Origin of the sequence: Pseudomonas serbiensis (assembly GCF_030580745.1) — a bacterium.
Classification (GTDB): domain Bacteria; phylum Pseudomonadota; class Gammaproteobacteria; order Pseudomonadales; family Pseudomonadaceae; genus Aquipseudomonas; species Aquipseudomonas serbiensis.
In genome coordinates this window covers 130,190-153,482 of sequence record NZ_JAUQOO010000018.1, presented here as the reverse complement: position 1 = coordinate 153,482, position 23,293 = coordinate 130,190, and the positions used below count along the sequence as shown (strand labels likewise).

At 56.0% G+C, this 23,293-nt stretch carries 20 protein-coding genes and 1 pseudogene; 7 read left to right on the top strand and 14 right to left on the bottom strand.

Annotated features, from left to right (window positions below):
* A partial coding sequence (locus Q6A51_RS21245; protein ID WP_304575670.1) for a hypothetical protein occupies positions 1 to 222 on the top strand: 222 nt, incomplete at its 5' end.
* A gap of 1 nt (position 223) precedes the next feature.
* Here Q6A51_RS21245 and Q6A51_RS21240 read toward each other — a convergent pair.
* The gene (locus Q6A51_RS21240) at positions 224 to 1,129 is read right to left on the bottom strand and encodes a LysR family transcriptional regulator (protein WP_304575669.1); all 906 of its coding nucleotides are present in this window, start codon (positions 1,127 to 1,129) and stop codon (positions 224 to 226) included.
* Between the two features lie 183 nt (positions 1,130 to 1,312).
* On the opposite strand from Q6A51_RS21240, the gene Q6A51_RS21235 reads away from it, so the two are divergent.
* The 4 genes from Q6A51_RS21235 to Q6A51_RS21220 all read left to right on the top strand — a co-directional run bounded on the left by Q6A51_RS21235 (position 1,313) and on the right by Q6A51_RS21220 (position 4,604).
* Entirely contained in the window at positions 1,313 to 1,771 is a 459-nt protein-coding gene (locus Q6A51_RS21235; RefSeq protein WP_322791250.1) for a flavodoxin family protein, read from the top strand.
* A gap of 139 nt (positions 1,772 to 1,910) precedes the next feature.
* Positions 1,911 to 2,210: a superoxide dismutase gene (locus Q6A51_RS21230; RefSeq protein ID WP_201020286.1), complete on the top strand. Its 300-nt coding sequence runs from the start codon at positions 1,911 to 1,913 to the stop codon at positions 2,208 to 2,210.
* A 114-nt stretch (positions 2,211 to 2,324) separates the two neighbouring features.
* A complete protein-coding gene (locus Q6A51_RS21225; RefSeq protein ID WP_201020285.1) occupies positions 2,325 to 2,660 on the top strand; it encodes a putative quinol monooxygenase in 336 nt (111 codons plus the stop codon).
* A gap of 90 nt (positions 2,661 to 2,750) precedes the next feature.
* Positions 2,751 to 4,604, top strand: a complete 1,854-nt coding sequence (locus tag Q6A51_RS21220) for a monovalent cation:proton antiporter-2 (CPA2) family protein (RefSeq protein ID WP_201020284.1) — start codon at positions 2,751 to 2,753, stop codon at positions 4,602 to 4,604.
* A gap of 91 nt (positions 4,605 to 4,695) precedes the next feature.
* Here Q6A51_RS21220 and Q6A51_RS21215 read toward each other — a convergent pair whose 3' ends face one another.
* The 7 genes from Q6A51_RS21215 to Q6A51_RS21185 form a co-directional block, all read right to left on the bottom strand.
* Complete coding sequence (locus Q6A51_RS21215; protein WP_201020283.1) at positions 4,696 to 6,063, bottom strand: c-type cytochrome; 1,368 nt, start codon at positions 6,061 to 6,063, stop codon at positions 4,696 to 4,698.
* Between the two features lie 16 nt (positions 6,064 to 6,079).
* Entirely contained in the window at positions 6,080 to 8,347 is a 2,268-nt protein-coding gene (locus Q6A51_RS21210; protein WP_304575668.1) for a xanthine dehydrogenase family protein molybdopterin-binding subunit, read from the bottom strand.
* A gap of 105 nt (positions 8,348 to 8,452) precedes the next feature.
* The gene (locus Q6A51_RS21205; RefSeq protein WP_201006795.1) at positions 8,453 to 8,941 is read right to left on the bottom strand and encodes a (2Fe-2S)-binding protein; all 489 of its coding nucleotides are present in this window, start codon (positions 8,939 to 8,941) and stop codon (positions 8,453 to 8,455) included.
* A gap of 234 nt (positions 8,942 to 9,175) precedes the next feature.
* Positions 9,176 to 10,228, bottom strand: a complete 1,053-nt coding sequence (locus tag Q6A51_RS21200; RefSeq protein WP_201020281.1) for an NAD(P)-dependent alcohol dehydrogenase — start codon at positions 10,226 to 10,228, stop codon at positions 9,176 to 9,178.
* A gap of 167 nt (positions 10,229 to 10,395) precedes the next feature.
* Positions 10,396 to 11,148: an IclR family transcriptional regulator gene (locus tag Q6A51_RS21195; RefSeq protein WP_201006791.1), complete on the bottom strand. Its 753-nt coding sequence runs from the start codon at positions 11,146 to 11,148 to the stop codon at positions 10,396 to 10,398.
* 212 nt (positions 11,149 to 11,360) lie between these two features.
* The gene (locus Q6A51_RS21190; protein WP_201020280.1) at positions 11,361 to 12,698 is read right to left on the bottom strand and encodes an MFS transporter; all 1,338 of its coding nucleotides are present in this window, start codon (positions 12,696 to 12,698) and stop codon (positions 11,361 to 11,363) included.
* Between the two features lie 82 nt (positions 12,699 to 12,780).
* Positions 12,781 to 13,758, bottom strand: coding sequence for a hydroxyacid dehydrogenase (locus Q6A51_RS21185; RefSeq protein WP_201020279.1), 978 nt, complete (start codon positions 13,756 to 13,758; stop codon positions 12,781 to 12,783).
* A gap of 342 nt (positions 13,759 to 14,100) precedes the next feature.
* Between Q6A51_RS21185 and Q6A51_RS21180 the strand changes: the two genes are divergently transcribed.
* Complete coding sequence (locus tag Q6A51_RS21180; RefSeq protein ID WP_304575667.1) at positions 14,101 to 14,778, top strand: RraA family protein; 678 nt, start codon at positions 14,101 to 14,103, stop codon at positions 14,776 to 14,778.
* 168 nt (positions 14,779 to 14,946) lie between these two features.
* On the opposite strand, the gene Q6A51_RS21175 is transcribed toward Q6A51_RS21180, so the two are convergent.
* From Q6A51_RS21175 to Q6A51_RS21150, 6 genes and pseudogenes are all read right to left on the bottom strand, one after another.
* Positions 14,947 to 16,059 (bottom strand): alpha-hydroxy-acid oxidizing protein, encoded by a 1,113-nt coding sequence (locus Q6A51_RS21175; RefSeq protein WP_201020277.1) that lies wholly within the window; start codon positions 16,057 to 16,059, stop codon positions 14,947 to 14,949.
* A 41-nt stretch (positions 16,060 to 16,100) separates the two neighbouring features.
* The gene (locus Q6A51_RS21170) at positions 16,101 to 17,726 is read right to left on the bottom strand and encodes an ABC transporter substrate-binding protein (RefSeq protein WP_304575666.1); all 1,626 of its coding nucleotides are present in this window, start codon (positions 17,724 to 17,726) and stop codon (positions 16,101 to 16,103) included.
* Positions 17,727 to 18,056: 330 nt separating this feature from the next.
* Positions 18,057 to 18,569 (bottom strand): flavin reductase family protein, encoded by a 513-nt coding sequence (locus Q6A51_RS21165; RefSeq protein WP_201020275.1) that lies wholly within the window; start codon positions 18,567 to 18,569, stop codon positions 18,057 to 18,059.
* A gap of 152 nt (positions 18,570 to 18,721) precedes the next feature.
* The gene (locus tag Q6A51_RS21160) at positions 18,722 to 19,756 is read right to left on the bottom strand and encodes a methionine synthase (RefSeq protein ID WP_304575665.1); all 1,035 of its coding nucleotides are present in this window, start codon (positions 19,754 to 19,756) and stop codon (positions 18,722 to 18,724) included.
* A 24-nt stretch (positions 19,757 to 19,780) separates the two neighbouring features.
* Positions 19,781 to 20,764, bottom strand: a complete 984-nt coding sequence (locus tag Q6A51_RS21155) for a DUF1852 domain-containing protein (RefSeq protein ID WP_304575664.1) — start codon at positions 20,762 to 20,764, stop codon at positions 19,781 to 19,783.
* A gap of 355 nt (positions 20,765 to 21,119) precedes the next feature.
* Positions 21,120 to 21,245: pseudogene (locus Q6A51_RS21150) on the bottom strand (zinc-binding dehydrogenase); the annotation flags it as partial.
* Between the two features lie 225 nt (positions 21,246 to 21,470).
* Between Q6A51_RS21150 and Q6A51_RS21145 the strand changes: the two are divergent.
* Complete coding sequence (locus tag Q6A51_RS21145; RefSeq protein WP_304575663.1) at positions 21,471 to 23,276, top strand: di-heme-cytochrome C peroxidase; 1,806 nt, start codon at positions 21,471 to 21,473, stop codon at positions 23,274 to 23,276.
* Positions 23,277 to 23,293 lie beyond the last annotated feature (17 nt).

Genomic DNA, 23,293 nt, shown 5'->3' with positions numbered 1-23,293 from the left:
CAACATTTCCATGCTGATCACCCTGTGTTCTCCTGCTCAAAAAGTGAGCAGAAGCAGTTGAACACCTGGGTCAGTTTTCAGTCGGCAGAACAGCCTCTACTGGGTCAGTTTTCGGTCAGCGGCAACAGCAAGCAGGCAAAGCGTCATGGAGCAGGTGGAAAACAAACGGCGAAGTTTCATGGTCGGTCCTTGATGTCATGGGTGGGGTTCTGGCTTGGGTGATTCAAAGGAGCATCACCTCCGGTAATCGTGTCGCGAGCACGTCGATGAGATGGCGCAGTCGCTTGGGCATCTGCCGCATCTGCGGCCAGACGGCGTGGCAATCCATGGTTGTAGGCGGGTGGTTTTCCAGAAGCTGGACGATTGCGCCCGAGCGCAGACGATCACGTATCAGCCAGGAAGGCAGCCAGCCGATCCCCATTCCGGCTTCGACTGCATCGGCGATTGAAGACAGATCATTCAGCCGGATGCGCGGCGCAAGGGACAGGTTCTTGAGTTGGCCATCCATGTCGAAAACCGGCCAGGTCTGGGTGTAATCGCGCCGGTGATACAGAACCGCTTTGTGATCCATCAACTGCGCGATGGTGCGTGGATGCCCCTTTTCTGCCAGATAAGCCGGCGATGCACACAACAGTTTCTGTTGTACGGCCAGGTGCTGGGCTTGCAGGCCGTTCAACTGTGACAGTGGGCCAAAACGTATTGCCAGGTCGAAACCTTCGGCGATCAGGTCAACCGACTGGTCGGACAGGTGCAGATCAAGTTCCAGTTTTGGATGTTCGCGTGCCTGCTCCATCAGCAGCGGGGTCGCACAGTATTGGCCGAACAGGACGGGCATGGTCACGCGCATGCGGCCGGCAATCTCGTGCATGCCGGATTCGATCAGAGACTGGGCTGAGCGGACTTCTTCCAGTGCGCGCAGGCAATGTTCGTAATAGAGCTGCCCATCCTCGGTCAGGCTCTGGGTGCGGGTGGTGCGATGGAACAGACGCACACCCAGCCGTTCTTCCACACGGGCAATCGCTTTGCCCACCGCAGAGCGTGTCAGCGCTAACTGCTCCGCAGCACGCGAAAAACCGCCTGCATTGACCACTTCAACGAACAGGGCAATGCCATCCAGAGGATCTCTCATAAATTCTCGGCTCTCAATTGGTGCCTGTGGTTCTACTTAAAGAGGAATAAATATCGGAAATGGTGATTATTACTCTACTATAAACTTCCTTCCCGTGGCTATTGGCGCCTGCACGGAGCCAGTACAGCGACTTGTCATCGTCGTTTTTCTTTCTCTCCATGGCTTAAGAAGGATTCATGAAGCATGTTGATTTCCATCGTTTATGACAGTGGCTGGGGCCACACCGCCAGGCAGGCTCAGAGCGTGGCCGAGGGCGTTCGCCGGGTTGACGGTGCCGAGGCTCGGTTGATCGCGCTATCCGAAGGCTCGATAGCCTGGAATGTTCTTGAGGCCAGTGATGCAATCATTTTTGGCTCGCCTACCTACAACGGTGCTCCCAGCGCCCGCTTCAAGCAGTTCTGCGAGGACTCCACCCGGCTTGCCTGGAATGATTTGAAGTGGGGCAACAAGGTTGCCGCCGGCTTTACGAATTCGGGCGCGCAAAACGGCGACAAACTGCATTCTCTGATCTCCATGGCGCTCTTTGCCGCCCAGCACGGGATGTTGTGGGTAGGGCTCGATCTGAAGCCGGGTAACAACATCAGCACAGGCAGCGAGCAAGACCTCAACCGACTGGGTAGCTGGCTGGGCGCGATGGCGTAATCCAACGGCGATCAGGGGCCGGATGACGCTCCTGTCAATAGTGATCTGCAAACCGCTGCCTACCTGGGCCAGCGCGTGGCCGAAACAGTGCGCCGATTCCAGCCGGTCTGACCCGTAACTTCACTAGGCGAGCCCTCCCATGAAACTACTTTGTCTCGATGTTCCACAGCCCGGTGCCAGCCTGGAAAAGTACCAACCTCATATGCTGGACGAGGCACGTCACGCCTGGCAGCTCTACAAGAACGGCATCGTGCGCGACTTTTACTTCCGCCAGGACCGTCCCGGTGTTGCGCTGATTGTCGAGTGCGAATCGGTTGAAGCTACACGTCAGGCACTGCGCGAATTCCCGTTGGCCGAGGCCGGGCTCATCGATTGGGAAATCATCCCGCTGGGTCCGTTCACCAACTGGGAAATGCTCTTCGCGCCAGGTAATGCCTGATACGGATCAGTCACGTTACGTTGCGCCTGCCATCAGTCAGCCTGAAGAAATGGACATCAACGAAATCGTCTTGCGCCTGACGTGGCAGGAGTTTTGATCGAGGAGGAGATGGACATGATTGATTCAAGTCAACCAGCTCCTCCAGGCCGCCCACCACTTGTGCGCATTGCGCGGATTGAGGTCGATCCCGCAAAGCTCGATGAGTATCGGACAGCCTCCCGAAAAATCGTGGAGGCTGCGGGTGCGCTGGAGCCTGGAGTGATTGCTTTCTATGCCCTTGAAGTGCGTGAGGTACCAGGCCGGTTCTTTGTGGTCGAGGTATACCAGGATGCCGAAGCCTATTGCGCTCATCTGGATTCTCCTCATTTCAAGACCTACAAATCCACAGTGGCTCACATGGTCCAGTCTCTTGAACTGATCGAGACCGACGTTGTGGCCATTTCTTCATGACAAGCGAGGCATGCATAGCATGATGCTGTTTTTGTTCGCTAACCCGGCCTCTGCAACCTGCCTGCTGCCCGATGGACAGGGGGCGCAGGCATGACGGTCGATGCACTGTTTCATGCCTTTCTCTATCTGTGCGCGGGCGTGCTGGCTGTACCTGTCGCCAAACGGCTTGGGTTGGGCTCGGTATTGGGGTATCTGATCGCCGGGATCATCATTGGTCCGCTACTGGGGCTGGTGGGTGCCGAGGCGGAGCGCTTGCAGCATTTCGCCGAATTCGGTGTCGTGATGATGCTTTTTCTGGTCGGCCTTGAACTGCAACCGCAACAGTTATGGGAAATGCGTCATCGCCTGTTGGGGCTTGGTGGTTTGCAGGTACTGTTGACCACTCTGGCGGTCTGGGGCATCGCTGTTGCCATGGACGTGGAGTGGAAAACGGCGCTGGCCATCGGCCTGATTGCGACGGCTTCCTCCACGGCCATTGCGTTGCAGACCCTTGATGAGAAGCGCTTGCTTGACAGCGATGGCGGTCGGGCAAGCTTTTCGGTGTTGCTGTTTCAGGACATCTCAGTGATCCCGATGCTGGCGTTACTGCCATTGCTGGCCGTTCCCGGTTTGCTCGCAGGTAACGAGACCGAAGTCGCTCATGGTTCCGGCGCGACGTTACTCACCGGTTTACCGGGCTGGATGATCGGGGTGGTCACGCTGCTGGCGGTTGCGTCGGTGGTGGTCGGAGGGCACTACCTGACGCGACCTTTGTTTCGTTTTATCGCCACGGCGCAAATGCGCGAAATCTTCACGGCCAGTGCGCTGCTGCTCGTGGTCGGCACGGCGCTGCTCATGAGTCTGGTTGGTCTGTCGCCTGCGCTGGGGACTTTTCTCGCCGGTGTCGTGCTCGCCAACAGCGAATATCGACATGAACTGGAAAGCGATATCGGGCCGTTCAAGGGGCTGCTGCTGGGATTGTTTTTTATAACAGTCGGCGCAAGTATCGACTTCGCCTTGCTGTTTGAACATCTTGGGCTGGTTGTCGGTTTGACCTTGCTGTTGATTGTCACCAAAGCACTGGTGCTCTGGGCGATTGGCAGTCTGTTCCGGCTTCGGGGCATGGATCGATGGCTGCTTGCGCTGGGCCTGGCGCAAAGCGGTGAGTTTGCCTTTGTCCTGCTGTCTTTCAGCGTGGGCAGCGGTGTGCTGGCGCAAGGCATGGCCGAGCTTCTGCTGTTGGTCGTGGCGCTTTCGATGCTCTGTGCGCCGCTGTTATTCGTTTTTCTGGAACGGGTGATCCTGCCGCGTCAGGCAAAAAAACAGGCCCGTGAGGCTGATGCCATCGATGACGAGGGGGCGGTCATCATTGCCGGGTGCGGGCGTTTTGGTCAGATCGTCAATCGCCTGCTGAACGCCAATGGCTATAGCACGGTGGTTCTGGACATCAGCGCCGAGGTGGTTGAAACCCTGGCGCGATTTGACATCAAGACGTTCTTCGGCGATGCGTCGCGTCCTGATCTTCTGGAGGCGGCGGGCCTGATGAAGGCGCGTCTGCTGGTGGTTGCCATTGATGATCGCGCCCGTGCGTTGACCATTGTCCGCTATGCCAAGCGGGTGCGTCCCGACTTGCATGTGGTGGCTCGGGCTTATGATCGTCTGCATGTCTATGACCTGTTCAAGGCCGGGTGTGACGAGATTATCCGCGAAACCTTCGACAGCGCCGTGCGTGCAGGTCGCAACTCGCTGGAGGCGTTGGGTATGGAGCCCGGAGAGGCGCAAAAGACTGCCGATGCCTTCGTCAAGGGTGATCGCCATGCGCTATGGATGCTTGCTCAACTGTACGACCCGCAGATCCCTCCGGCAGAGAACCCTCCGTACGTGGCAATGGTGAAACAGGTTCATCAGGAAGAGACGGAGCAGATGATGGGCAGGCGCAGGGCTTCAAACGAAGCACCTCTTTAAAGCGGGATGATGCTCGCCTTGTTCGCGAATGAGCGGAGTCGCTCCTACGCAGCCTTCATTGGGGTAGGAGCAGATTCATCCGCGAAGAGGCTTACCGCATCTGCAAGATGATCACATTACTGCTTGCCGGATTGGTCCGTTCGCGAAGATCCTGCACATCCTTCACGGTGACCGGGCCGCCCTTGTTACCCCAGGAGGTGCGGATAAAGGTCAGGACGTCTGCGGTTTCCTGATCCGAGAGCTGATTGCGGAACGGCGGCATGCGATAGGCATCCGGTACTCCATCCGCAACGATACGTCCCGACCCGTTCAGGGTTACGTTGATCGACGATGCATGTTCCTTCGCCAGTGAGGATGAGGCGCCTGCCAGAGGCGGAACCCATTCTCCCTGTCCACGTCCGTCCGGCCCGTGACAGGAGCTGCATTTGGCCATGTAGGTGCTTGCACCCGGAACCTTCAACTGTTCGCTGACCGTCAGGTTGGCATTGGATTTTGCATCGTATTGCCATGGCTCGCCGTCACGCTTGGGGTCCCCCGGCAGCGATTTGAGGTAGTGCGCAACGGCCTTCAGGTCTTCGTCCGTCATGAACTGCGTGGAGTTGTTGAATACGTCGGTCATCGAGCCGAAAACAACGGCATGCTGGTTACGACCTGTCTTGAGGAAGCGTGCGATGTCTTCCTCGCTCCAGCGTCCAAGCCCGGTGTTTGGATCGTTGCGCAGGCTCGGCGCATACCAGCCATCCAGCAGTGCGCCGGAAACGAACGCCGGGCTGCGTTCGTCCAGGGCTTTCTCGTTCATGGCGAGGCCGCGCGGGGTGTGGCAACTGCCGCAATGCCCCGGACCTTGCACAATGTAGGCGCCACGAAGCCACAGCGGGTCTTTTGCGGTTTCAGCCTTTATATAGCTTCCCGAATCCGTGAAGACCGCGTTCCACAAGGCCAGCGGCCAACGCATGTTCAGTGGCCATGGGATTTCGCTCGGCTGGTTTTCCTGCTTGACGGGTTTTACGCCCTGCATGAAATACGCATAGAGCGCACGTATGTCGTCCTCGCTGAGCTTTTCATAGGAGGGATAAGGCATTGCCGGATAAAGCCTGTGGCCGTCACGGGCCACGCCCAGACGCAATGCCCGGTCGAATTCCGCCAGGCTGTAGTTGCCGATCCCGGTTTCCTTGTCGGGTGTGATGTTGGTGGCAAAGATTGACCCCAAGGGGGTCGCCATCTCCAGGCCGCCGGCAAATGGCGCACTGCTCGGTGTGCTATGGCATGCCACGCAGTCGCTGAGCCGGGCAACGTATTCGCCACGCTGGATCAGCTGCGCGGGCGCACTCGGAGGGCTGGCCACGCCGTCGAAGGGCGAGGCGGGTGTGCGTGTCACGAACCAGGCTACGCCGGCTGCCGCCACGACACTCACCGGCACCAGGATGGCAGCAACTTTCTTGAGTCTGCTTGTAGTCATCTGTGATCCCTAGGTGTCAGGCTTGTTGGTCTTTGAAGGTGTACCGAGACAGCGGCATGCTGCGAATCCGCTGGCCAGTCAGCCTGGCGACCGCATTGGCCACGGCTGGCGGAACGGCGGGCAACGGCGGCTCACCGATACCACCCATTTTCGCGCCGCTCTCGATGATCTTTACATGCACGCGGGGCATGCGATCAGGTGGCAGGATCGGATACATGTCGTAGTTGCGGGCGGCGGGGATGCCGTTCTCGTACACAGCTTCTTCAAGCAAGACCTGTGAAAGCCCAAGCGCGACGGCACCGTTGACCTGGGCTTCGATGATGCCGGGGTTGACGATGCTGCCCGGATCGATGGCCTGCCAGATGTCGTGTACCTTGACCTGACCATTCTTGATCGAAACCTCCGCGATGACCGCCGCCTCGGTGCCGAAAGGGGACGCCATGGCAACGCCACGGGCGCGGAGCGTGCCGTCTTCGGCCGTGAAAGGGCCACGTTTCCAGCCGCCAGCCAGATCACCGACGGCACGCAGAAGGTTGGTCAGCCGCTCATTGTCTTTGAGCAAGTGCAGTCGAAGCTCGTAAGGGTCTTGTCCACCCTTGTCTGCCAGCTCGTCGAGGAAGGTTTCATACAGGAAATCATTCATCGAGTTGCCGACCGAGCGCCAGTAGCCAAGCATGACCGGGCTCTTCACATACAGCTGGGCAATCCTGCGATTGGGGATCGAATAGACCTTGCCGGCCAGCCCTTCAAGGGCCGTGGGGTCAATTTTCTCTCCCTGTTTGTTGCTGATGGCTTCGGTTGGGCCTTCGGTGGCGCTTACGGCTTCCAGTGCGACAGGCATGCCTTTGGCATCGAGCCCGCCACGGAAGCGCACGACGGCCATGGGGCGCAGTACATCGCGCAGGAATTCTTCTTCGCGGCTCCAGATCAGTTTGATCGGACGCCCGACTTCCTTGGCCAGCTGGATAGCCTGAGGGTAAGGCGATGCGCTGTTGTAGAGGAAGTGTCTGCCGAAGAAGCCGCCAAGTACCGGGGAATGAAGGTTGATTTTCGACGGCTCAAGGCCTGTTCTCTTGGCCACGTCGGCCAGGAACAGGTCCGGTGCCTGATTGGGCAGCCACAGGTCCAGTGTGCCGTCCGGGTTGAAACGCGCCAGCGCAGAAGGCGGCTCCAGCTGTGCGTGATGGACAAACTGGCTGTAATAAGTAGCGCTGACAACGGTATGGGCGCTGTCCAGGGCCTTGCCGGCTTCGCCTACAACCTCGTCGTCCTTGCCTGCACCGGGTTCGTTGGCCAGTCGCTCGCTGAAGGCTGCGCTGGAAAAGTCCGCCGGCATGTAGCGCAGATCCGAATCCGGGCCTGGCTCTTTCCAGTCCACCTGCACAGCTTCTACCGCACGTTTGGCCGTCCACCAGCGCTCGGCGACGACGGCAACCGCGCCGGGCAGGCGATGCACGGAGTGAACGCCTTTCATGGCCTTGATCTGGTCTTCGTTACGGATGGTGCCGACCGTCAGGCCGAGCCTTGGGGCGTGCTGTACGGCCGCGTGGAGCATGTCATCGACCTTGCAGTCGATGGTGTAGACGGTCTTGCCCGTAGACTTTTCGTAGCCGTCCAGACGTTTTACCGACTTACCGATCCAGCGGAACTGGCTCGGGTCCTTGAGCTTGACGCTGTCCGGGTCGGGCACTGGCAGGTCCATGGCGCGTGAGGCCAGTTCGCCGTAGCTCAACGTCCTGCCCGAAGCCGCATGAACGACCTGTCCAGGCTGAGTGGTGAGTTCACTGACCGGTACACCCAGACGTTCCGAACCCGCCTGCAATAACATCGCCCGGGTCAGGGCTCCGAGACGACGCATGGTGGGGTAGCTCATGCGTACCGACATGCTGCCGCCGGTGATCCGCATGCCGTTGCTCAGGACCACGTATTCACTGCCGGGAGAGGCGTTTTCCACGATAAAGGTGGCCGGGTCGGCATCCAGTTCTTCACCGACAATCTGCGCCATGGCGGTAAAAATGCCCTGGCCGCCTTCGATGAAAGGGCTTTGCAGGCGGATGGTGTTATCCGGGCGGATTTCGAGAAAGGCGGGGACTCGCGTTCCCGGAACCTCTGCCGCCACTCGGGCCTGAGCCCGTGCCTGGCCCATCGGCAGGCCGAAACCAAGGACCAGAGCACCTGCCATGGTGCCGGCCGATGCAATCAGAAAGCGACGCCGAGAGATATTGATCGCTTCCCCTGTCGGAAACGCCTCGCTTGCGTCGGGACTATTCGCCAACGTTGTCATTATGATTTCCTCAGGCTGCCATCTCTTTCAAGACGCATCCATTGCTCAGGTTCTAGATCACGATTTCTGAAGCGCGATTGCCGAGGTCTGCGCCTCGTGCAGTTCTCAAGACTTGCCGGGAGTGGCTGCGGGCTCAAACAGCGCGACCTTTTCGCCAGCCACTTCATGCACGGCTGCATTGATGAAGTTATAGGTGCCGCAACGACACAGGTTGATCATCGCGGCTCCGATCTCTGCATCCGAAGGGTGGGCGACCTGCTTGAGCAATGAGGTCGCGGCCATGACCTGACCTGACTGGCAATAGCCGCATTGCGGGACCTGATGCTTGACCCAGGCGGCAACCACTCGCTTGCCTACGTCATCTTCTTCGATGGCTTCGATCGTCGTGATCTTGCGCCCGATGACACCCTGAATCGGAACGACGCACGAGCGTGCGGCCACTCCGTCGATCAGGACGGAGCAGGCCCCGCATTGAGCAAGGCCGCAGCCGTACTTGGTTCCGGTCAGCCCGAGTTCATCGCGAATGACCCACAGCAGTGGGGTATCGCCTTCGGCCTGGACCTGATAGGTCTTATCGTTGATCTGCAGTTCCATGATTATCCAGCCATCCAGTGGGGAAATGCCCTTGAGTGCCATTTGTTTGCGGGCCAAAAAGCAAGCGTTTCACTTGCGCAACACTGCTGAAACGGTAGCACGTACTGACGGACGCTCCATGGCGCCTGGTTTCTAGGCTATATGAGTGAAATTGATAAATACCCTTCAACTGCGCACAGGCTGAGGCCATGCTCTGGTCGCGGCCTGTGCGGATTGTGGATTTAATGCCTGGGTTCAGGCGTTGGCCAGCGTGGTGTTATCGATCACGAAACGGTATTTGACGTCACCCTTGAGCATGCGCTCATAGGCTTCGTTGATCTGGTCGGCACGCACCAGTTCGATGTCCGAGACGATGTTGTGTTCGGCGCAGAAGTCCAGCATTTCCTGGGTTTCAGGAATGCCGCCGATCATCGAGCCGCTGATCGAACGACGCTTGAAGATCAGGTTGAACACCTCGGGGGACGGGTGTGGCGAAGCGGGAGCGCCAACCAGAGTCAAGGTGCCGTCACGCTTCAACAGCGCCAGGAAATCATCGAGGCTGTGCGGTGCTGCCACGGTATTGATGATCAGGTCGAAGCTCTTGGCATGGGCGGCCATTTCCTCTGGGTTGCGCGAGATGACGACCTCGTCGGCGCCCAGTGCTTTCGCCGCTTCGCGCTTGGATTCGGAGGTGGTGAAAGCAACCACATGCGCGCCCATGGCATGAGCCAGCTTGATGCCCATATGGCCAAGGCCACCGATACCGACAATCCCGACTTTCTTGCCGGGGCCAGCCTGCCAGTGGCGCAGCGGCGAATAGGTGGTGATCCCCGCGCAGAGCAGCGGCGCCACGGCGGCGAGTTGTTCAGCCGGGTGACGGATACGCAGCAGGTAGCGCTCGTGTACCACGATCTGTTCCGAATAACCGCCAAGGGTCCAGCCGGGAGCATCCGGGGTCGGGAAGTTATAGGTGCCGATCATGCCGTCGCAGTAGTTTTCGAGGCCCGAGTCGCATTCTTCACACTGCTTGCAGCTGTCGACGATGCAGCCGATACCGACCAGATCGCCGTGCTGGAAGCCTTTTACGTGCTTGCCGATTGCGGACACGCGCCCGACAATTTCATGGCCTGGCACGCAAGGGAACTGAGTGCCCGCCCATTCGCCACGCACCTGATGCAGGTCAGAATGGCAAATGCCGCAATAAGCGATATCGACCTGAACATCGTGGGGGCCTGGAGCGCGGCGGGTGATTTCCAGTGACTCAAGGGGTTTATCGCCAGCGTAGGCGCCGTAGGCTTTGACCGTCATGGGTTCTCCTTTTCATGAGTACATGAGCCCTCTTGGGGCTGGAGGGTCTAGTCTAGAGGCGAAGAGCCCATCGATATATTGCGTTAATCCGCATGCAGATATGAGCCATATCGAATAATGGAGGCGGCCGTGAGGTGATAATCTCGCGTCTGCGTGGCGGTTGCTTCTTAGGCTTTTGGGGGCTTTTGTGCTCGCGGCTTCTTAGGCGCCGGTTCATCCTGGTCGATGGCAAGCGCATCGCCACCCAGGCTGCGGGTCAGTTCAAGGGCTGCATTCTGAAACAGCGGATGGAGGGTTCTAGCCTGGTCTGCTGTCAAGCGACTTGCCGGGCCTGACAGTACCAGAGCCCCGATCAGGTTTTCACCCGGCCCAAAAATGGGCAGTGACATTGAGGATGCGTGCGGGTCCGTGGCGCCTACCGAATAGATGGGTTTTATCATTTTCGCTGCCAGCGAGTAGGGCGTACGTAGTGCTTCGGCCCCGGCAGCTCCGTCCATGGGGCGGGTGTCGCCCGGTTGCAGGTGCAGGCGCAAGTGGTGCGGTGAGTTAACCCGGTAGAGGCACATCCTGTAAGCGCCATGGCGCACATAGAACGATGCGGTTTCGCCTGTTTCCTGAGTCAGCCGGTGTAGCAGCGGTGTTATATGGCGCTCAAGATCGAGCCCATCCTGATAGACAGTGTTCAATCGCATGATTTCTGTTGCGAGTTGATAGCGTCCGTCCGCCATGCGGGTGATCAGTCCGTAGTTCTCCAGCGAGACCATCAGTCGCATGATGGTGCTTTTGATCAGCCCTGTGCGATTGGCCAGCTCGGCAAGCTCCAAAGCCGTATCGCCCACCTTGAATGCAGTAAGAACGGTCAGCACCCGATCTGCCGATGCAACCCCGGCGACAGCGGGACGCGGGCGGATTTTAACCATTTGGATTTCCCCTTGTAGTTGTGGGCATCGGGTGATGCATTACTACGCTGCAAAATACTGCCATTGTCCGCTTGGAGCAATGCGTAAGCACCTGAGCAGAAAGCTTATTTGGTTTCGGGAAGGGGAAGGGGGGCGGAAACTTTCCTGGCACAAAAAGCACTGCCGCTCAGGTTTGACCCTGGCGGCAGTATTGAAAGGTTGATGCTGTTTGATCAGTGGGCATTTGCCTTGCGTTCAAATCCTGAGGTTTCGGCTGAATCAAGAAGCTGTTTTCGCCCCATCAGCAAGACCATGATTGCCCCCGCTGCACAAAGGGCTGCAAGCGGCAGCAGCGCCAATGCATAGCTGCCTGTGGAGTTATGTATGGCTCCGTAAACGTTCACCATCACACCTCCACCAATCAGGTTGGCCATGGCGCCTACGGCTGCCAATCCTGCAGCGGCCGTTGATGATGACAGCCAGGTTGAAACCAGCGCCCAGAATGGTCCCTTCATGGAGTAGGCACCGATCAACACCATGCTCAGCATGAATACTGTGGCGACCAGTGATGACGTTACCAGTGCCATCAATAGTCCGACCGTGATGAGCAGTAGTGTCGTTGCGGTGTGCCAGCGCCGTTCGCCGGTTTTGTCGGAGCTGCGTCCCCATACGATCATAAGCACTGATGCCAGCCCGTATGGAATGGCGTTGACCAGGCCGATTTCCATATTGCTCAGGCCGAATGTTTTCAGCAGTTGAGGTGCCCAGACACTCATGGTGCTGCCAGCGGCTGACGCTCCCGAATAAATCAGAGCCAAGACCCAGATATGTTTGTGTCGCAGCAGCTTCCAGAGGGAGATGTGGCCAATGGCTGTTTTTCGGGCGCGCTCTTCGTCGAGACGAGTGATCAGCCAGTTCCGTTGCTCTGCATTTAGCCAGTGTGCTTGTTCAGGACGGTCTGTGAGTACGAACAGGCAGGCAATGCCCAGTAAGGTGGCAGGAATCCCTTCAAGAATGAAAAGCCAGTGCCAGCCTCGCATGCCCAGCCAGCCGTCCATGCTCAGCAGAAGGCCTGAGAGAGGAGAGCCAATGAAGTTGGCGCCCGGAATTGCCACCATGAAGATTGCCACCATGCGTCCCCTGTAGGCGGATGGCAGCCAGTAGGTGAGGTACAGCAGCACTCCCGGAAAAAAGCCAGCTTCGGCTGCGCCTAAAAGGAAGCGCATGACGTAGAGAGAGTTCGCTCCCTGGACAAAAGCGGTGCCCGCAGAAATAAGCCCCCAGGTAATCATGATCCTTGCGATCCAGCGCCGCGCACCGAACTTCTGCAAGGCCAGATTGCTCGGGACCTCCACAAGAAAGTACGAAACAAAGAACAGGCTGCTTGCAAGTCCGAATATTGCGGGCGTCAGACCCAGATCCTGGTTCATCTGCAAGGACGCCATACCGATGTTGCCGCGATCGATGATCGCGAGCAGGTAGCAGAGAATCAGAAAGGGTAATAACCGCCATGCGACCTTTCGCATCGTTGATTGCTCAAGGGCGCTGATCTCGTTGGAACTGATGGACATGACTCTCTCCCGTTTTGTTTTTTTTGGAGAAGCGTTATGGATTTATGAATTTCACCCGCTGCGCTTCGGGGCGCTTGCGGGATCAGCTTTCAAACAGGTGGCGGTTCACTACGGCGCGAGGGTCAGGCGATGTGCCGTTCCAGAAGTTCACAATCTGCTGTACGGCCAGTAAACCCACGCGATCTCGTGCTTCTGCTGTATTCGCCCCGACATGAGGTGTCGCTACCAGAGTCGGCAGCCCCCATAGCGGTGAGTCGGCAGGCGGTGGCTCGGGGTTGAATGTATCCAGCCCGGCTCCGGCAATCTTGCGGGTGCTGAGTGCCTGTACCAGAGCATCGGTATCAATCAGTTCACCTCGGGCAGTGTTGATCAGGATGCTGCCTGGGCGCATGCGGTTGAATTGCTTTTCCCCGAAAAGGTTGCGGTTCTGGTCGGTCAGGGGGCAATGCAGGCTGATGATGTCGCTGTCTGCTACCAATGTATCGAAGTCGCGGACAAGCTGGATATCCGGTATTGAAGGCAGTTCTTTCAGGTAGGGGTCATAGACCTTTACTGCCATTCGCAGAGGGACGACCAGTTCCGCCAGGATACGGCCGATCGAACCCAGCCCGACAAGGCCCAGCGTCTTGCCTGACAGCTCTATGCCGACAGAGGTGGATTTGTCCCAGTGCCCGTCGCGCATCCTGGCATCCAGAAGAGCGGTCTGACGTGCAACGCTGAACATCAGGGCCAATGCATGTTCTGCAACGGATTGGGCGTTGGCTCCCAGGGCAATCGTGACTGGAATGCTGCGCTCGGCAGCTGCGGCGATGTCGATGGTGTCATAGCCCACGCCATGCTTTGCGATGATTTTCAGTTTCCTGGAAGCATCGATCATTTCCCGCGTCAGCTTGCCTTGCCTGACGATAATTGCATCAGGCTGCTCACTGGCGATGATTGCGGTCAGCTCGTCGGCGGGGGTGTATGGCGTTGTAGGCACGACCCGAACACCTTGAGAGGCGGCATACGCCATGGCTTCGGCTGTCAGTTCAGGCCCGGTCAACAAGAGGGTTTGAGTCATTTGCACACCTTGGTCTTTTTGTCTGAGTGCGGTTTTGCCGTTATTTCGGCTGTCTCGGCAGAAAGGAAATTAGCATAATGAAACGGCGTTGCAATAAAAAATATTGCGAAGGCTTTTTTGCGCTCTGAAAAATCACGCCTGGAAATAATGGAATCCGTTCTGCATCAGTTAATTAGGCGGTTTTTGGCTGGTTTCAGCCATTCATCGGCAGATTTTCTGCCTTGAGCTCAGCCTGGGCAATCTTGCGAGAATAAAAAACAGGTGTTAATTTTGAAATGCCGTTTCATTTAATTGGTTCAGTTGGACCTCGACGGTACACAAAAAACACAAGAGGAATGCCGAATGTCCATTGGTTTCAGAGTGCTGAAGCAAGAGCGCAAGGTCGCTCCCGAGTGGGTTGAGCGTTACAGGAGTGTTCCTGTCGCGAACGTCAGCGACTCGATGCATCGCATGACTGCTGGCGGTGCCAGACTCCATGCCATGCACCGCACGGGTGTGCTGGCCGGACCCGCTCTCACGGTCAAGGCGCGGCCCGGTGACAATCTGATGCTTCACCATGCACTCGATATCGCCCAGGCTGGAGACGTTATCGTGGTGGATGCAGGAGGGGATCTGAGCAATGCCCTTATTGGCGAGATGATGGTTGCGTATGCAATCAAGAAAGGCGTTGCCGGGATTGTGATCAATGGCGCGATCCGTGATGCCGACAGCATTGCCGCTGGCAACTTTCCGGTATTTGCAGCGGGCGTCACCCACCGCGGGCCTTACAAGGATGGCCCTGGCGAAGTCAACGTGCCCATCGCTCTTGATGGCATGGTCATAGAGCCAGGCGACCTGATTATCGGCGATGGTGATGGCTTGCTGTGCGTGCCTTTCGATCAGGTCGGCGACGTTTATGACCGCGCGTCAGCCAAGCATGCCGCGGAACAGAAGCAACTCGAACAGATAGCTCTGGGTGAAAATGACCGATCCTGGGTCATGAAGTTGCTTGTTCAGAAGGGGTGTGAGTTTTCTTCCTGATATCTGATCGCATCGCCCTGGCTCCCAGGCTCCACTCCCGATTGGCGCGACTGGGAGGCGGCAGGTTTTTCGTATGTGGCCAGTGACAGCGCGCAGGCTGTCCTGGCCAGTCGCATCAAGCTGCACCAGATGCGTCAACTCCCAGAGTTGCAGAGGGGGGAACTGACTTTACGCATAGCCAGGAATTTGCCGATCGGTAAGGCCGAAAGTAAGCCGGGTGCTTCGGATGTCTGCAACAGTTGCGGCACCCGCCAGTTGCATCACCGTACGAAGCTCATTGTCCAGATGTTCGAGCACGGAAACTACTCCTCGCCATCCTCCCAGCGCCAAGCCATAAAGCACCGGGCGCCCCAATGCGACTACGTCGGCGCCCGCTGCAATTGCTTTGAACACATCTGTGCCGCGCCTGATGCCACTGTCAAAGATGATGGGAACCCGTTCTTCAACAGACTCAGCCACATGTAGCAGTGATGTGAAGGCCGCCGGGGAACCGTCCAGTTGCCTTCCTCCATGGTTTGAAACCTGGATCGCGGCGGCACCGTGTTCAATGACGCGAAGAGCATCCTGGCTTGTGGTCACGCCTTTTACGACAACAGGCAGCCCGCTGTGCTCATGAGCGTAACTGATCGCATCCAGAGACAAAGCGGGTTGGAACGATCGATCGGTACAGCGGGGGTTACCGGCGGCGTCTATGAAATTCCCGCGCAGATGTCCTGCATCGAATCCGTTTCGACGGTTGTGCTCCCGGATGCCTCCGACCGTGACATCGGCAGTTAACACCACGGCTGTGTACCCTGCCGCTCGTGCCCGGTTGAGGAGTTCGCGGTTAAAACCATCGTCGCGAGTAAGGTAAAGCTGAAACCACTTAGGCCCTGCGCTTGCTGCGGCAATGGTTTCCAGGCTCTGGGTCGAGACGGTGCTCACGCAGAGCAGCGTTCCGACGTGATCCGCCGCAATCGCAGTGCCTGATTCAGCAGAGGGGTGGGCAATACCTTGCGACGCCATTGCCGCGATCGTAATGGGCGAGCGTAAAGAGACCCCGAGGATTGATGTCTCCAATGTCTCCACGACCTTGCCGGTCAGGATTCTCTGATCGATGAAGGCTCGGCTGAATGCCTCCCGGTTTTCACGCAAGGTCTGCTCATCACCAGCCCCGCGTGCAATGTACTCGAACCCCGCCGTGGGTATGACCTTGGCCGCCCGGGATTCAAGTTCGATGAGGTTACTGAACGTTACCGGTGCGTCTGGCACATCCGGGACGCAGGCATCATTCGTTGTCATGGTTACTCCAGAGTTGCGCGTAGTTCGTCGTTAAAGGTTATTTACTTACCTGTCAGCTGGATGTCGCCAAATAGCGCAATGCCCTCAGCTGTCCAGTGAAAATTCTTGACGCGCGATGACGTAGCGGCCTGAAGCAAGCGCTCATGAAGAGGGAACGTAGCGGCTTCATCTATCAAAAGATCTTGTAGCGCACCGTATGCCTGCTCTCGTTTTTCCGGCGCAATGGAGGTAACGCCGGCATCGAACAATTCGCGGGCTTTCGGCAGTGTCTGGGGCTCGTATATGTTGGTTGCGACCGCTGCGCTGTAAGCCGTTCGAGGGTCGAGGATTGTTTGCAGAATGATGGGGTCAGCACGTGTCATATATACGGCCGTCAGGTCGTAATTCCCGGCCCCGTTTCTGGCAGACCAATCGGCGCGAGTCAGTACGTTCAGATTCAGATCGATTCCCGTTTTGCGCAGTTGATCCTGAATGAGAATGTCGCCTGGAGTCTCCGCAGGAGAAATGTTGTACACCAGACGCAGGCGTTTTCCGTCTTTATATCGGAAGCCATCGTCCGCTTTGATCCAGCCTGCTTGATCCAGTAAGTCAGCAGCGCCGTCAGGATCGTACGCCAGCTTTTGTGACTGAGACTTGTAGTACGGCGTGGTGACATCCAGTACTCCACTGACAACAGGGAAGGTGGGGGAGAACACGACTTGAGCAAAGCTTTTGCGATCAATGGATTTCTGAAGAGCAATCCTGACTTTCCTGTCGCTCAAGATTCGCTGGGCACTTACGTTGGGGTATAGATTGAGGGCGGGGCCGGGCAGCGAGCGAGTCTGAATGGTTGCCCCTTTTTTCTCGAACAGATTTGCATTGATTTCCGAGAACGGCAGCCGTGGCCAAAGAATGTCCACCTTGCCTTGCAAAAAGAGACCGTTGCGGACGCTCTCTTCCGGGGTGTAGGTGATATTCACGGTGTCCAGATAGGCATCGCCCTGATTCCTGGAGTTGGCCGATGCCCAGTGATAGCCATGACGTTTGGAAAGTTTAGCGCCGGTTTCGGGGGTGTAGGAGTCCAGGACGAAGGGGCCGGTGCCAATGATCTGGCCCAGTGAACGCTCCCGTTCGGTGAGCGCATAGGACGCAGGAGCAAGGATGGCCAGAATAGTGGTCGATGTTGCTTGCAGAAAGCCTGCGTTGGGTTTGCTCAGCACAAGCTTCACTGTGAAGTCATCGATTACCTGCGCGTGGTCGTATCCGCTGAGGTAAGTGGCGCCAAAAGTGCTGGGCAGCTTCTCGACCAGTGCCTTGTTGCTATCGAACGCCGTTTTGACGGCCTTGGCATTAAAACGCTCTCCGTTGCTGAATGTGACATCGTCACGCAGATAAAAGGTATAAGCCAAGCCGTCATCGCTGATTTCCCAGCGTTTGGCGAGCCATGGAATGATCTGACCGCTGGAAGGTTCCTGGTCGGTCAATGACTCGGCGACATTACGCAGCATGACCCGGTGTTCCAGCCAGTAGACCTGAAACGGATCAACACTCACGAGAATGGTATTGTCAGCGAAGAAGGTGACGTTCAATACCTTATCGTTCGATTCATTGGAGGGTGAGCAGGCGGCAATTGAAATCAGCGCAACGATGAGTGCGCAGAGATGCCCTGTAGAGCGTCGTAAAGACATGGCCACTCCGTTCATTATCGGGCCGCAACAAAAAGGCGTGTGATTGGGGATGGTGAGAGCGATGGGGTGGTGGCGAGGTCGCTCGGGTAGTCGCTTTCGCGAGACAGTTGCAGAAGCTCAACTTGCGAAAGAAGGTAATCGCATGGAATTGGGGTGGGAAATTCTTTTTTGATCTAAGCTAATTATAAAACAAGTGAATTATATTTTGTTTTTAAATGCTTTTTGTGCATTTTTTGTGGGTTGGTATGGAGGTTTTGGGCAGGCCGGGTTTTAGGTTTTTTGCCCTGCATATAGTATGGCTCTCAGCTGATTGGACTGGGAGGTAACCGTTCAAACTCCGCTATGCGCGGCGAGATTGCGATATTGTCCTTTGAAGTAGAGCAATGGCTGCGTAGCAGCAGTCGCTTGTTGCAGGTTTAAGGCTTTTACTTCACCAATCACGATCAGGTGATCACCAGCGGCGTGCTCGGCATGTATTTCGCAATCAAGCCAGTGCAGATTGCCGACAATGATCGGGTTACCCAGCGGAGACTCCTCCCATTCGACGCCATGCCATTTGTCCGTACCTCGCCGAGCGAACTGGTTGGAAATATTGGCCTGCTCACCCGAGAGGATATTGACTGCAAACCGACCTGCCTGGCGAATTCCGGGATAGCTGGCCGAGCTGCTCATGACGCTGAACGATACCAGTGGCGGGCTCATCGACACGCTATAGAAAGACTGGCACGTGAAGCCAATCGGTTCCCCGGCAATGTGGGATGTAATCACGGTAATACCAGATGCGTAGTATCCGAGCGCTTCACGAAAGCTCAATGGCTCGATAGCAGTATCAGAAGGCGACATGGCAGGTCCTGAGAAGATAGTGGGTTGATATTGTTGATGGGGACGCCTGAAGCAGCCGGATAATCTGGCTGACTTCAGCCTGTGAAAGCGGCCATTGATCAAAAGCGACCTGATCGCCTGTTCAATTTACCTGCGCCATTTCCGAAGGTTGCTTAGCGTTCGTTCGAGAGTTCTCTGCGGACGATTTCTGCACCCGCACTCAACGCGCGCAGCTTTCCGCTCGCGACTCGACGTGGCAAAGGCGCCATGCCGCAGTTGGTGCATGGATAGAGTTTGTCGGCATCGACGAACTGGAGTGCTTTTCTCAGGGTATTGGCGACTTCCTCGGGCGTCTCAATGGTATGGCTTGCCACGTCAATGGCTCCTACCATCACTTTCTTGCCCCGAATGAGTTCAATCAGATCCATGGGGACGTGAGAGTTGTGACACTCCAGCGAGATGATATCGATACTGGACTTTTGCAGTTTGGGAAAGGCTTCTTCGTACTGTCGCCACTCCGAGCCCAGGGTCTTCTTCCAGTCGGTATTCGCTTTGATGCCGTAGCCGTAGCAAATATGCACAGCGGTTTCGCATTTGAGTCCTTCAACCGCCCGTTCCAGGGTGGCAACGCCCCAGTCATTCACCTCATCAAAAAAAACGTTAAATGCAGGCTCATCGAATTGAATGATGTCGACCCCGGCAGCCTCCAGCTCTTTGGCCTCCTGATTGAGAATCCTGGCAAACTCCCAAGCCAGTTTTTCACGGCTTTTGTAATGAGCATCGTAAAGGGTATCAATCATTGTCATTGGGCCTGGCAGGGCCCACTTGATTGGCTGCCTGGTTTGCTGGCGTAGAAATCTGGCGTCTTCGACAAAAACGGGCTTTCGTCGAGCAACAGCACCCACAACCGTTGGCACGCTCGCATCATAGCGGTCACGAATTCTGACAGTCTCGCGCTGTTCGAAATCAACGCCGTCGAGGTGTTCAATAAACGTAGTCACGAAATGCTGGCGAGTTTGTTCACCGTCACTGACGATATCGATTCCGGCCAATTGTTGTTCTTGCAGCGACAAACACAGCGCGTCTTGCTTGCCTTCAATCAATTCTTCGTCTTGCAATTTCCAGGGTGACCAAAGGGTTTCAGGTTGCGCAAGCCAGGAGGGTTTAGGCAAGCTGCCTGCAGTCGAAGTGGGTAACAATTTTTTCATGAAGATGGCCTTGTTTTTAATTAATCAAAGAGCGCAACGGGCGGACCACTGCTCAAGAACGGCCTGGTAGGGTTTGATGAAGTTTTCTTCGGCAAACTTTCCTTGTTCAATAGCCAGCCGGCTACGTTCCTCGCGGTCATACACAATTCGAGTCAATGAATAGTCCTGGTTTTTCAAACTCGGCTTATAGGATTTTCCTGCCACCGAGTTCGCATTATAAATCTCAGGCCGGTAAATCTTCTGGAAAGTATCCATTGTGCTAATGATGCCAATGAGTTCAAGGCTGGTGTAATCACCCAGCACATCGCCTGAAAAATAAAAAGCCAAAGGCGCAGCGCTGTTCGGCGGCATGAAATAGCGAACCTTCAGCCCCATTTTCTTGAAATACTCATCCGTCAAAGAGTATTCATCCTGCTGGTACTCAACTCCCAGGACAGGATGCTGATTCTCGGTCCTGTGGTAGGTCCTGGCGCTCGATACGCTCAGGCAGATAACAGGTGGCTTGTCAAAATGCTCTTTATAGGCATTTGAATTGATGAGGCATTTGAACAACTTTCCGTGCAGATCTCCGAAATCTTCTGGCGTACTGAATCCGGACTGGTTCTTGTTGTGCTCTAGCAACCGCACACTGAAGTCATAGTCGCGTACGTAAGAGGAAAAGTTATTCCCCACGACCCCATTGATACGCTCATTGGTTTTTCGATCAACAATCGTTGTTTTCAAAACCTCAATCAACGGGATGGCATGGTCACCGCCTTCAGCGTCAATATTCATCTCCGCGGAGATAATGTCCAGTTCGACCGTGTAACGATCACCTTCAGGATTGTCCCAATGCGCCAGGGCATTGAAGCGATTGTCAATCATCTTCAAGGTGTTGCGCAAATTCTCCTGGCGATTTTCGCCCCTGGCCAGATTGGCAAAGTTGGTCGTGATGCGCGTATTGTCTGAGGGTAAGTAATGCTCATCAAAACCAATGCTCTTGATAGCAAATGTGAGTTCTTTGTTCATCTTGATCTGATACCTCTCCTTTAAGCCCGACCTGAATTTACTGCTTTACCTTTCAGGGTTGGCTAACATTCTTTTTTAACCCGGCAGCCGTTACTCTGCCTGCCGTGAAAAGTTGCACGTATTTTAAGAACGGTGGCGACATGAACAAAAACGAATTGATTTCAATAAAACATTAGTCATGTTCATGATGGATGCCTGGTCAGGATCAGGCTTTGTACGAAATGTATCTGCGCTCGGTGATGCCGCGTTAAAAACAGGCTCGTGCGCGAGCCCGATCGAAATGCTCATTTGCACCCGTAAACTCCGCTTCACCCCCGATTGGTACGACTGGGAGGCGGCAGGTTTTTCGTATGTGCCTGACTTTAATGACCACCTTGCCTTTGGAACGCCCCTGTTCCACATAGCCAAGAGCATCTGCTGTTGACTCGAACGGGAAGGAGCGATCTATCACCGGCTTGATTGCGCCGGACTCGATCAGCGTGAGTTTTGATTATAAACGACATCAAAATGTGCTCGGTGCCTGCCTGCTGAGGCAGTAGAGGGGGATTTGGGGGAGGAGAAATGCCTCGGTTTTGTGAGGTGTAACAAAATGCCATCATTTGCTTGAAAAATATCTACACTCCCAATCAGGGGGTAGCCCAATCGAGGGTTCGGGCTATACGCCCGCTGATTGCGGTTCCTGGAGACAGCCACAAGGATCGAGAAAATGACAGTGAAGTCTGTGTTGGCAGCGGTAAGTATTGGGGTTGGAAGCCTGACATCGGCAGTGGTACTGGCAGATGAGTACAGTCTGGATCAGAACTGGAGTGCGAAAGATCTCGCAGTCTGGCAGGACACTTCTCAAGGGTCACGTCTGGTTCCTCTGAGCTGGATGATGGCCTTGGAAATAAAAGGCTCGAAAGTGCCTTTCATGTCCGACGCGAATATCGAAAGGTATGGTTATACACCGCGCACTCTGGAGTTTGACTACAAGAGTTATCGGTTGCCCTTGGGGTTTGTGGTCGATCAAGGCAGTGACAAGTCCCTGACGTTTTCTCGCCTGCGCTGGAAGAACAACCAGTCTGACAAGGAACCTTGGGTGGGAATGAACTGCGCGGCCTGTCACACGGCCAATGTTTCCTACGGTGGCCATACCTGGGAAGTTCAGGGCGGCCCTACCAATGCCGATTTCCAGAGGTTTGTTGATGCCTTCCGCGATGCTCTGATCGACACCCAGAGTGATGATGAAAAATTTGATCGCTTTGCGACAAAGGTCCTTGCAGGTGACGACTCCGAAGGTAATCGTCAGCTTCTGTCCAGTTCACTGAATGAGTTGAATCTTTTCCTTGAGAAAAGCGCATCGCTCTATAAGACGGATCTGGTGTATGGCCCGGGCCGAGTTGATGCCGTGGGGCATATTCTCAACCGTGTGGCGCAGCTCAATGGGGCGCCAAACCCAACGCCCAACCCCTCGGATGCTCCAGTCAGCTATCCGTTTCTGTGGAACACTTCCCAGCACGATAAAGTGCAATGGAACGGTGTCGCTCCAAACAAGCGGCTGGGCCCGGATGGCCTGGATGTTGGCGCTCTTGCGCGCAACGCCTCGGAAGTCGTGGGGGTCTTCGGTGATGTGGCCTTTCGCTCCAATTCGCTTTTCAAGGGCTTTGTTTCAAGCGTGCGCATCGATAACCTTGATCAGCTCGAACGCACGTTGCAGCGCCTGAAACCACCGAAATGGCCTGAAAAACTCGGAGCTATCGATCCTGTGAAGGTGGAGCAGGGTGCCAAGCTGTTCGACAATAATTGCTCAAGCTGCCATTTACCGTTGTCACGCGATGATCTGAAAAGCAAGATCGTCGCTCAGATGACGCCTATCAGTACGAGGCCCGAAAGCCTTCAAAGCATCAATACCGACCCCTGGATGGCTTGTAATGCCGTCCAGTTCATCAGTGATCCTGGCAAGCTCAAGGGCGCGCTTCTCAACACGTTCAAAGGTGTTGTCACAGATCAGACGACTTTGGTCACACAGTTGGGCGTAACGGCACGGGAAATATTACTGAACCAGAAGAAAGACCTTCTTGAGCTGGCGATGAAGGATTACCTGAACGTCCAGTCGCAACCGCCACGAACCGAACGCAAGAGCGTTTTCTCCTTTTTGAGCTTTGCCTCGACCGAAAAGAACAAGCGACTCCAGGCCTGCTATGCACTCGATATCCAGGACTATCCGACTCTTGCCTACAAGGCGCGCCCATTGACGGGCATCTGGGCAACAGCGCCTTACCTGCACAACGGCTCGGTACGCACGCTGTATGATCTGCTGCTGCCTCCCGACGCACGTCCTTCGAGCTTCAAGGCGGGCTCGATTGTGTTCGATCCGAAGGCTGTCGGTTTTATCGATGCCAATGGGCCTGGTGCCCCGTTCACTTTCGATACTTCCTTACCGGGGAACTCCAAGGCAGGTCATGACTATGGTGCATCCTCTTTCAACGATGACGAGCGCTATGCATTGATCGAGTACATGAAAACCCTGTAACTCAGGCGCTGCACTGT

What these genes read in the sequence shown, in the direction of transcription:
- Q6A51_RS21205 (WP_201006795.1), bottom strand. Translation starts at nt 8,941, where the DNA reads ATGGAACTGCAGATCAACGATAAGACCTATCAGGTCCAGGCCGAAGGC.
- Q6A51_RS21240 (WP_304575669.1), bottom strand. Translation starts at nt 1,129, where the DNA reads ATGAGAGATCCTCTGGATGGCATTGCCCTGTTCGTTGAAGTGGTCAAT.
- Q6A51_RS21170 (WP_304575666.1), bottom strand. Translation starts at nt 17,726, where the DNA reads ATGTCTTTACGACGCTCTACAGGGCATCTCTGCGCACTCATCGTTGCG.
- Q6A51_RS21215 (WP_201020283.1), bottom strand. Translation starts at nt 6,063, where the DNA reads ATGACTACAAGCAGACTCAAGAAAGTTGCTGCCATCCTGGTGCCGGTG.
- Q6A51_RS21190 (WP_201020280.1), bottom strand. Translation starts at nt 12,698, where the DNA reads ATGTCCATCAGTTCCAACGAGATCAGCGCCCTTGAGCAATCAACGATG.
- Q6A51_RS21225 (WP_201020285.1), top strand. Translation starts at nt 2,325, where the DNA reads ATGATTGATTCAAGTCAACCAGCTCCTCCAGGCCGCCCACCACTTGTG.
- Q6A51_RS21200 (WP_201020281.1), bottom strand. Translation starts at nt 10,228, where the DNA reads ATGACGGTCAAAGCCTACGGCGCCTACGCTGGCGATAAACCCCTTGAG.
- Q6A51_RS21145 (WP_304575663.1), top strand. Translation starts at nt 21,471, where the DNA reads ATGACAGTGAAGTCTGTGTTGGCAGCGGTAAGTATTGGGGTTGGAAGC.
- Q6A51_RS21180 (WP_304575667.1), top strand. Translation starts at nt 14,101, where the DNA reads ATGTCCATTGGTTTCAGAGTGCTGAAGCAAGAGCGCAAGGTCGCTCCC.
- Q6A51_RS21155 (WP_304575664.1), bottom strand. Translation starts at nt 20,764, where the DNA reads ATGAACAAAGAACTCACATTTGCTATCAAGAGCATTGGTTTTGATGAG.
- Q6A51_RS21210 (WP_304575668.1), bottom strand. Translation starts at nt 8,347, where the DNA reads ATGACAACGTTGGCGAATAGTCCCGACGCAAGCGAGGCGTTTCCGACA.
- Q6A51_RS21235 (WP_322791250.1), top strand. Translation starts at nt 1,313, where the DNA reads ATGTTGATTTCCATCGTTTATGACAGTGGCTGGGGCCACACCGCCAGG.
- Q6A51_RS21220 (WP_201020284.1), top strand. Translation starts at nt 2,751, where the DNA reads ATGACGGTCGATGCACTGTTTCATGCCTTTCTCTATCTGTGCGCGGGC.
- Q6A51_RS21165 (WP_201020275.1), bottom strand. Translation starts at nt 18,569, where the DNA reads ATGTCGCCTTCTGATACTGCTATCGAGCCATTGAGCTTTCGTGAAGCG.
- Q6A51_RS21175 (WP_201020277.1), bottom strand. Translation starts at nt 16,059, where the DNA reads ATGACAACGAATGATGCCTGCGTCCCGGATGTGCCAGACGCACCGGTA.
- Q6A51_RS21185 (WP_201020279.1), bottom strand. Translation starts at nt 13,758, where the DNA reads ATGACTCAAACCCTCTTGTTGACCGGGCCTGAACTGACAGCCGAAGCC.
- Q6A51_RS21160 (WP_304575665.1), bottom strand. Translation starts at nt 19,756, where the DNA reads ATGAAAAAATTGTTACCCACTTCGACTGCAGGCAGCTTGCCTAAACCC.
- Q6A51_RS21195 (WP_201006791.1), bottom strand. Translation starts at nt 11,148, where the DNA reads ATGGTTAAAATCCGCCCGCGTCCCGCTGTCGCCGGGGTTGCATCGGCA.
- Q6A51_RS21230 (WP_201020286.1), top strand. Translation starts at nt 1,911, where the DNA reads ATGAAACTACTTTGTCTCGATGTTCCACAGCCCGGTGCCAGCCTGGAA.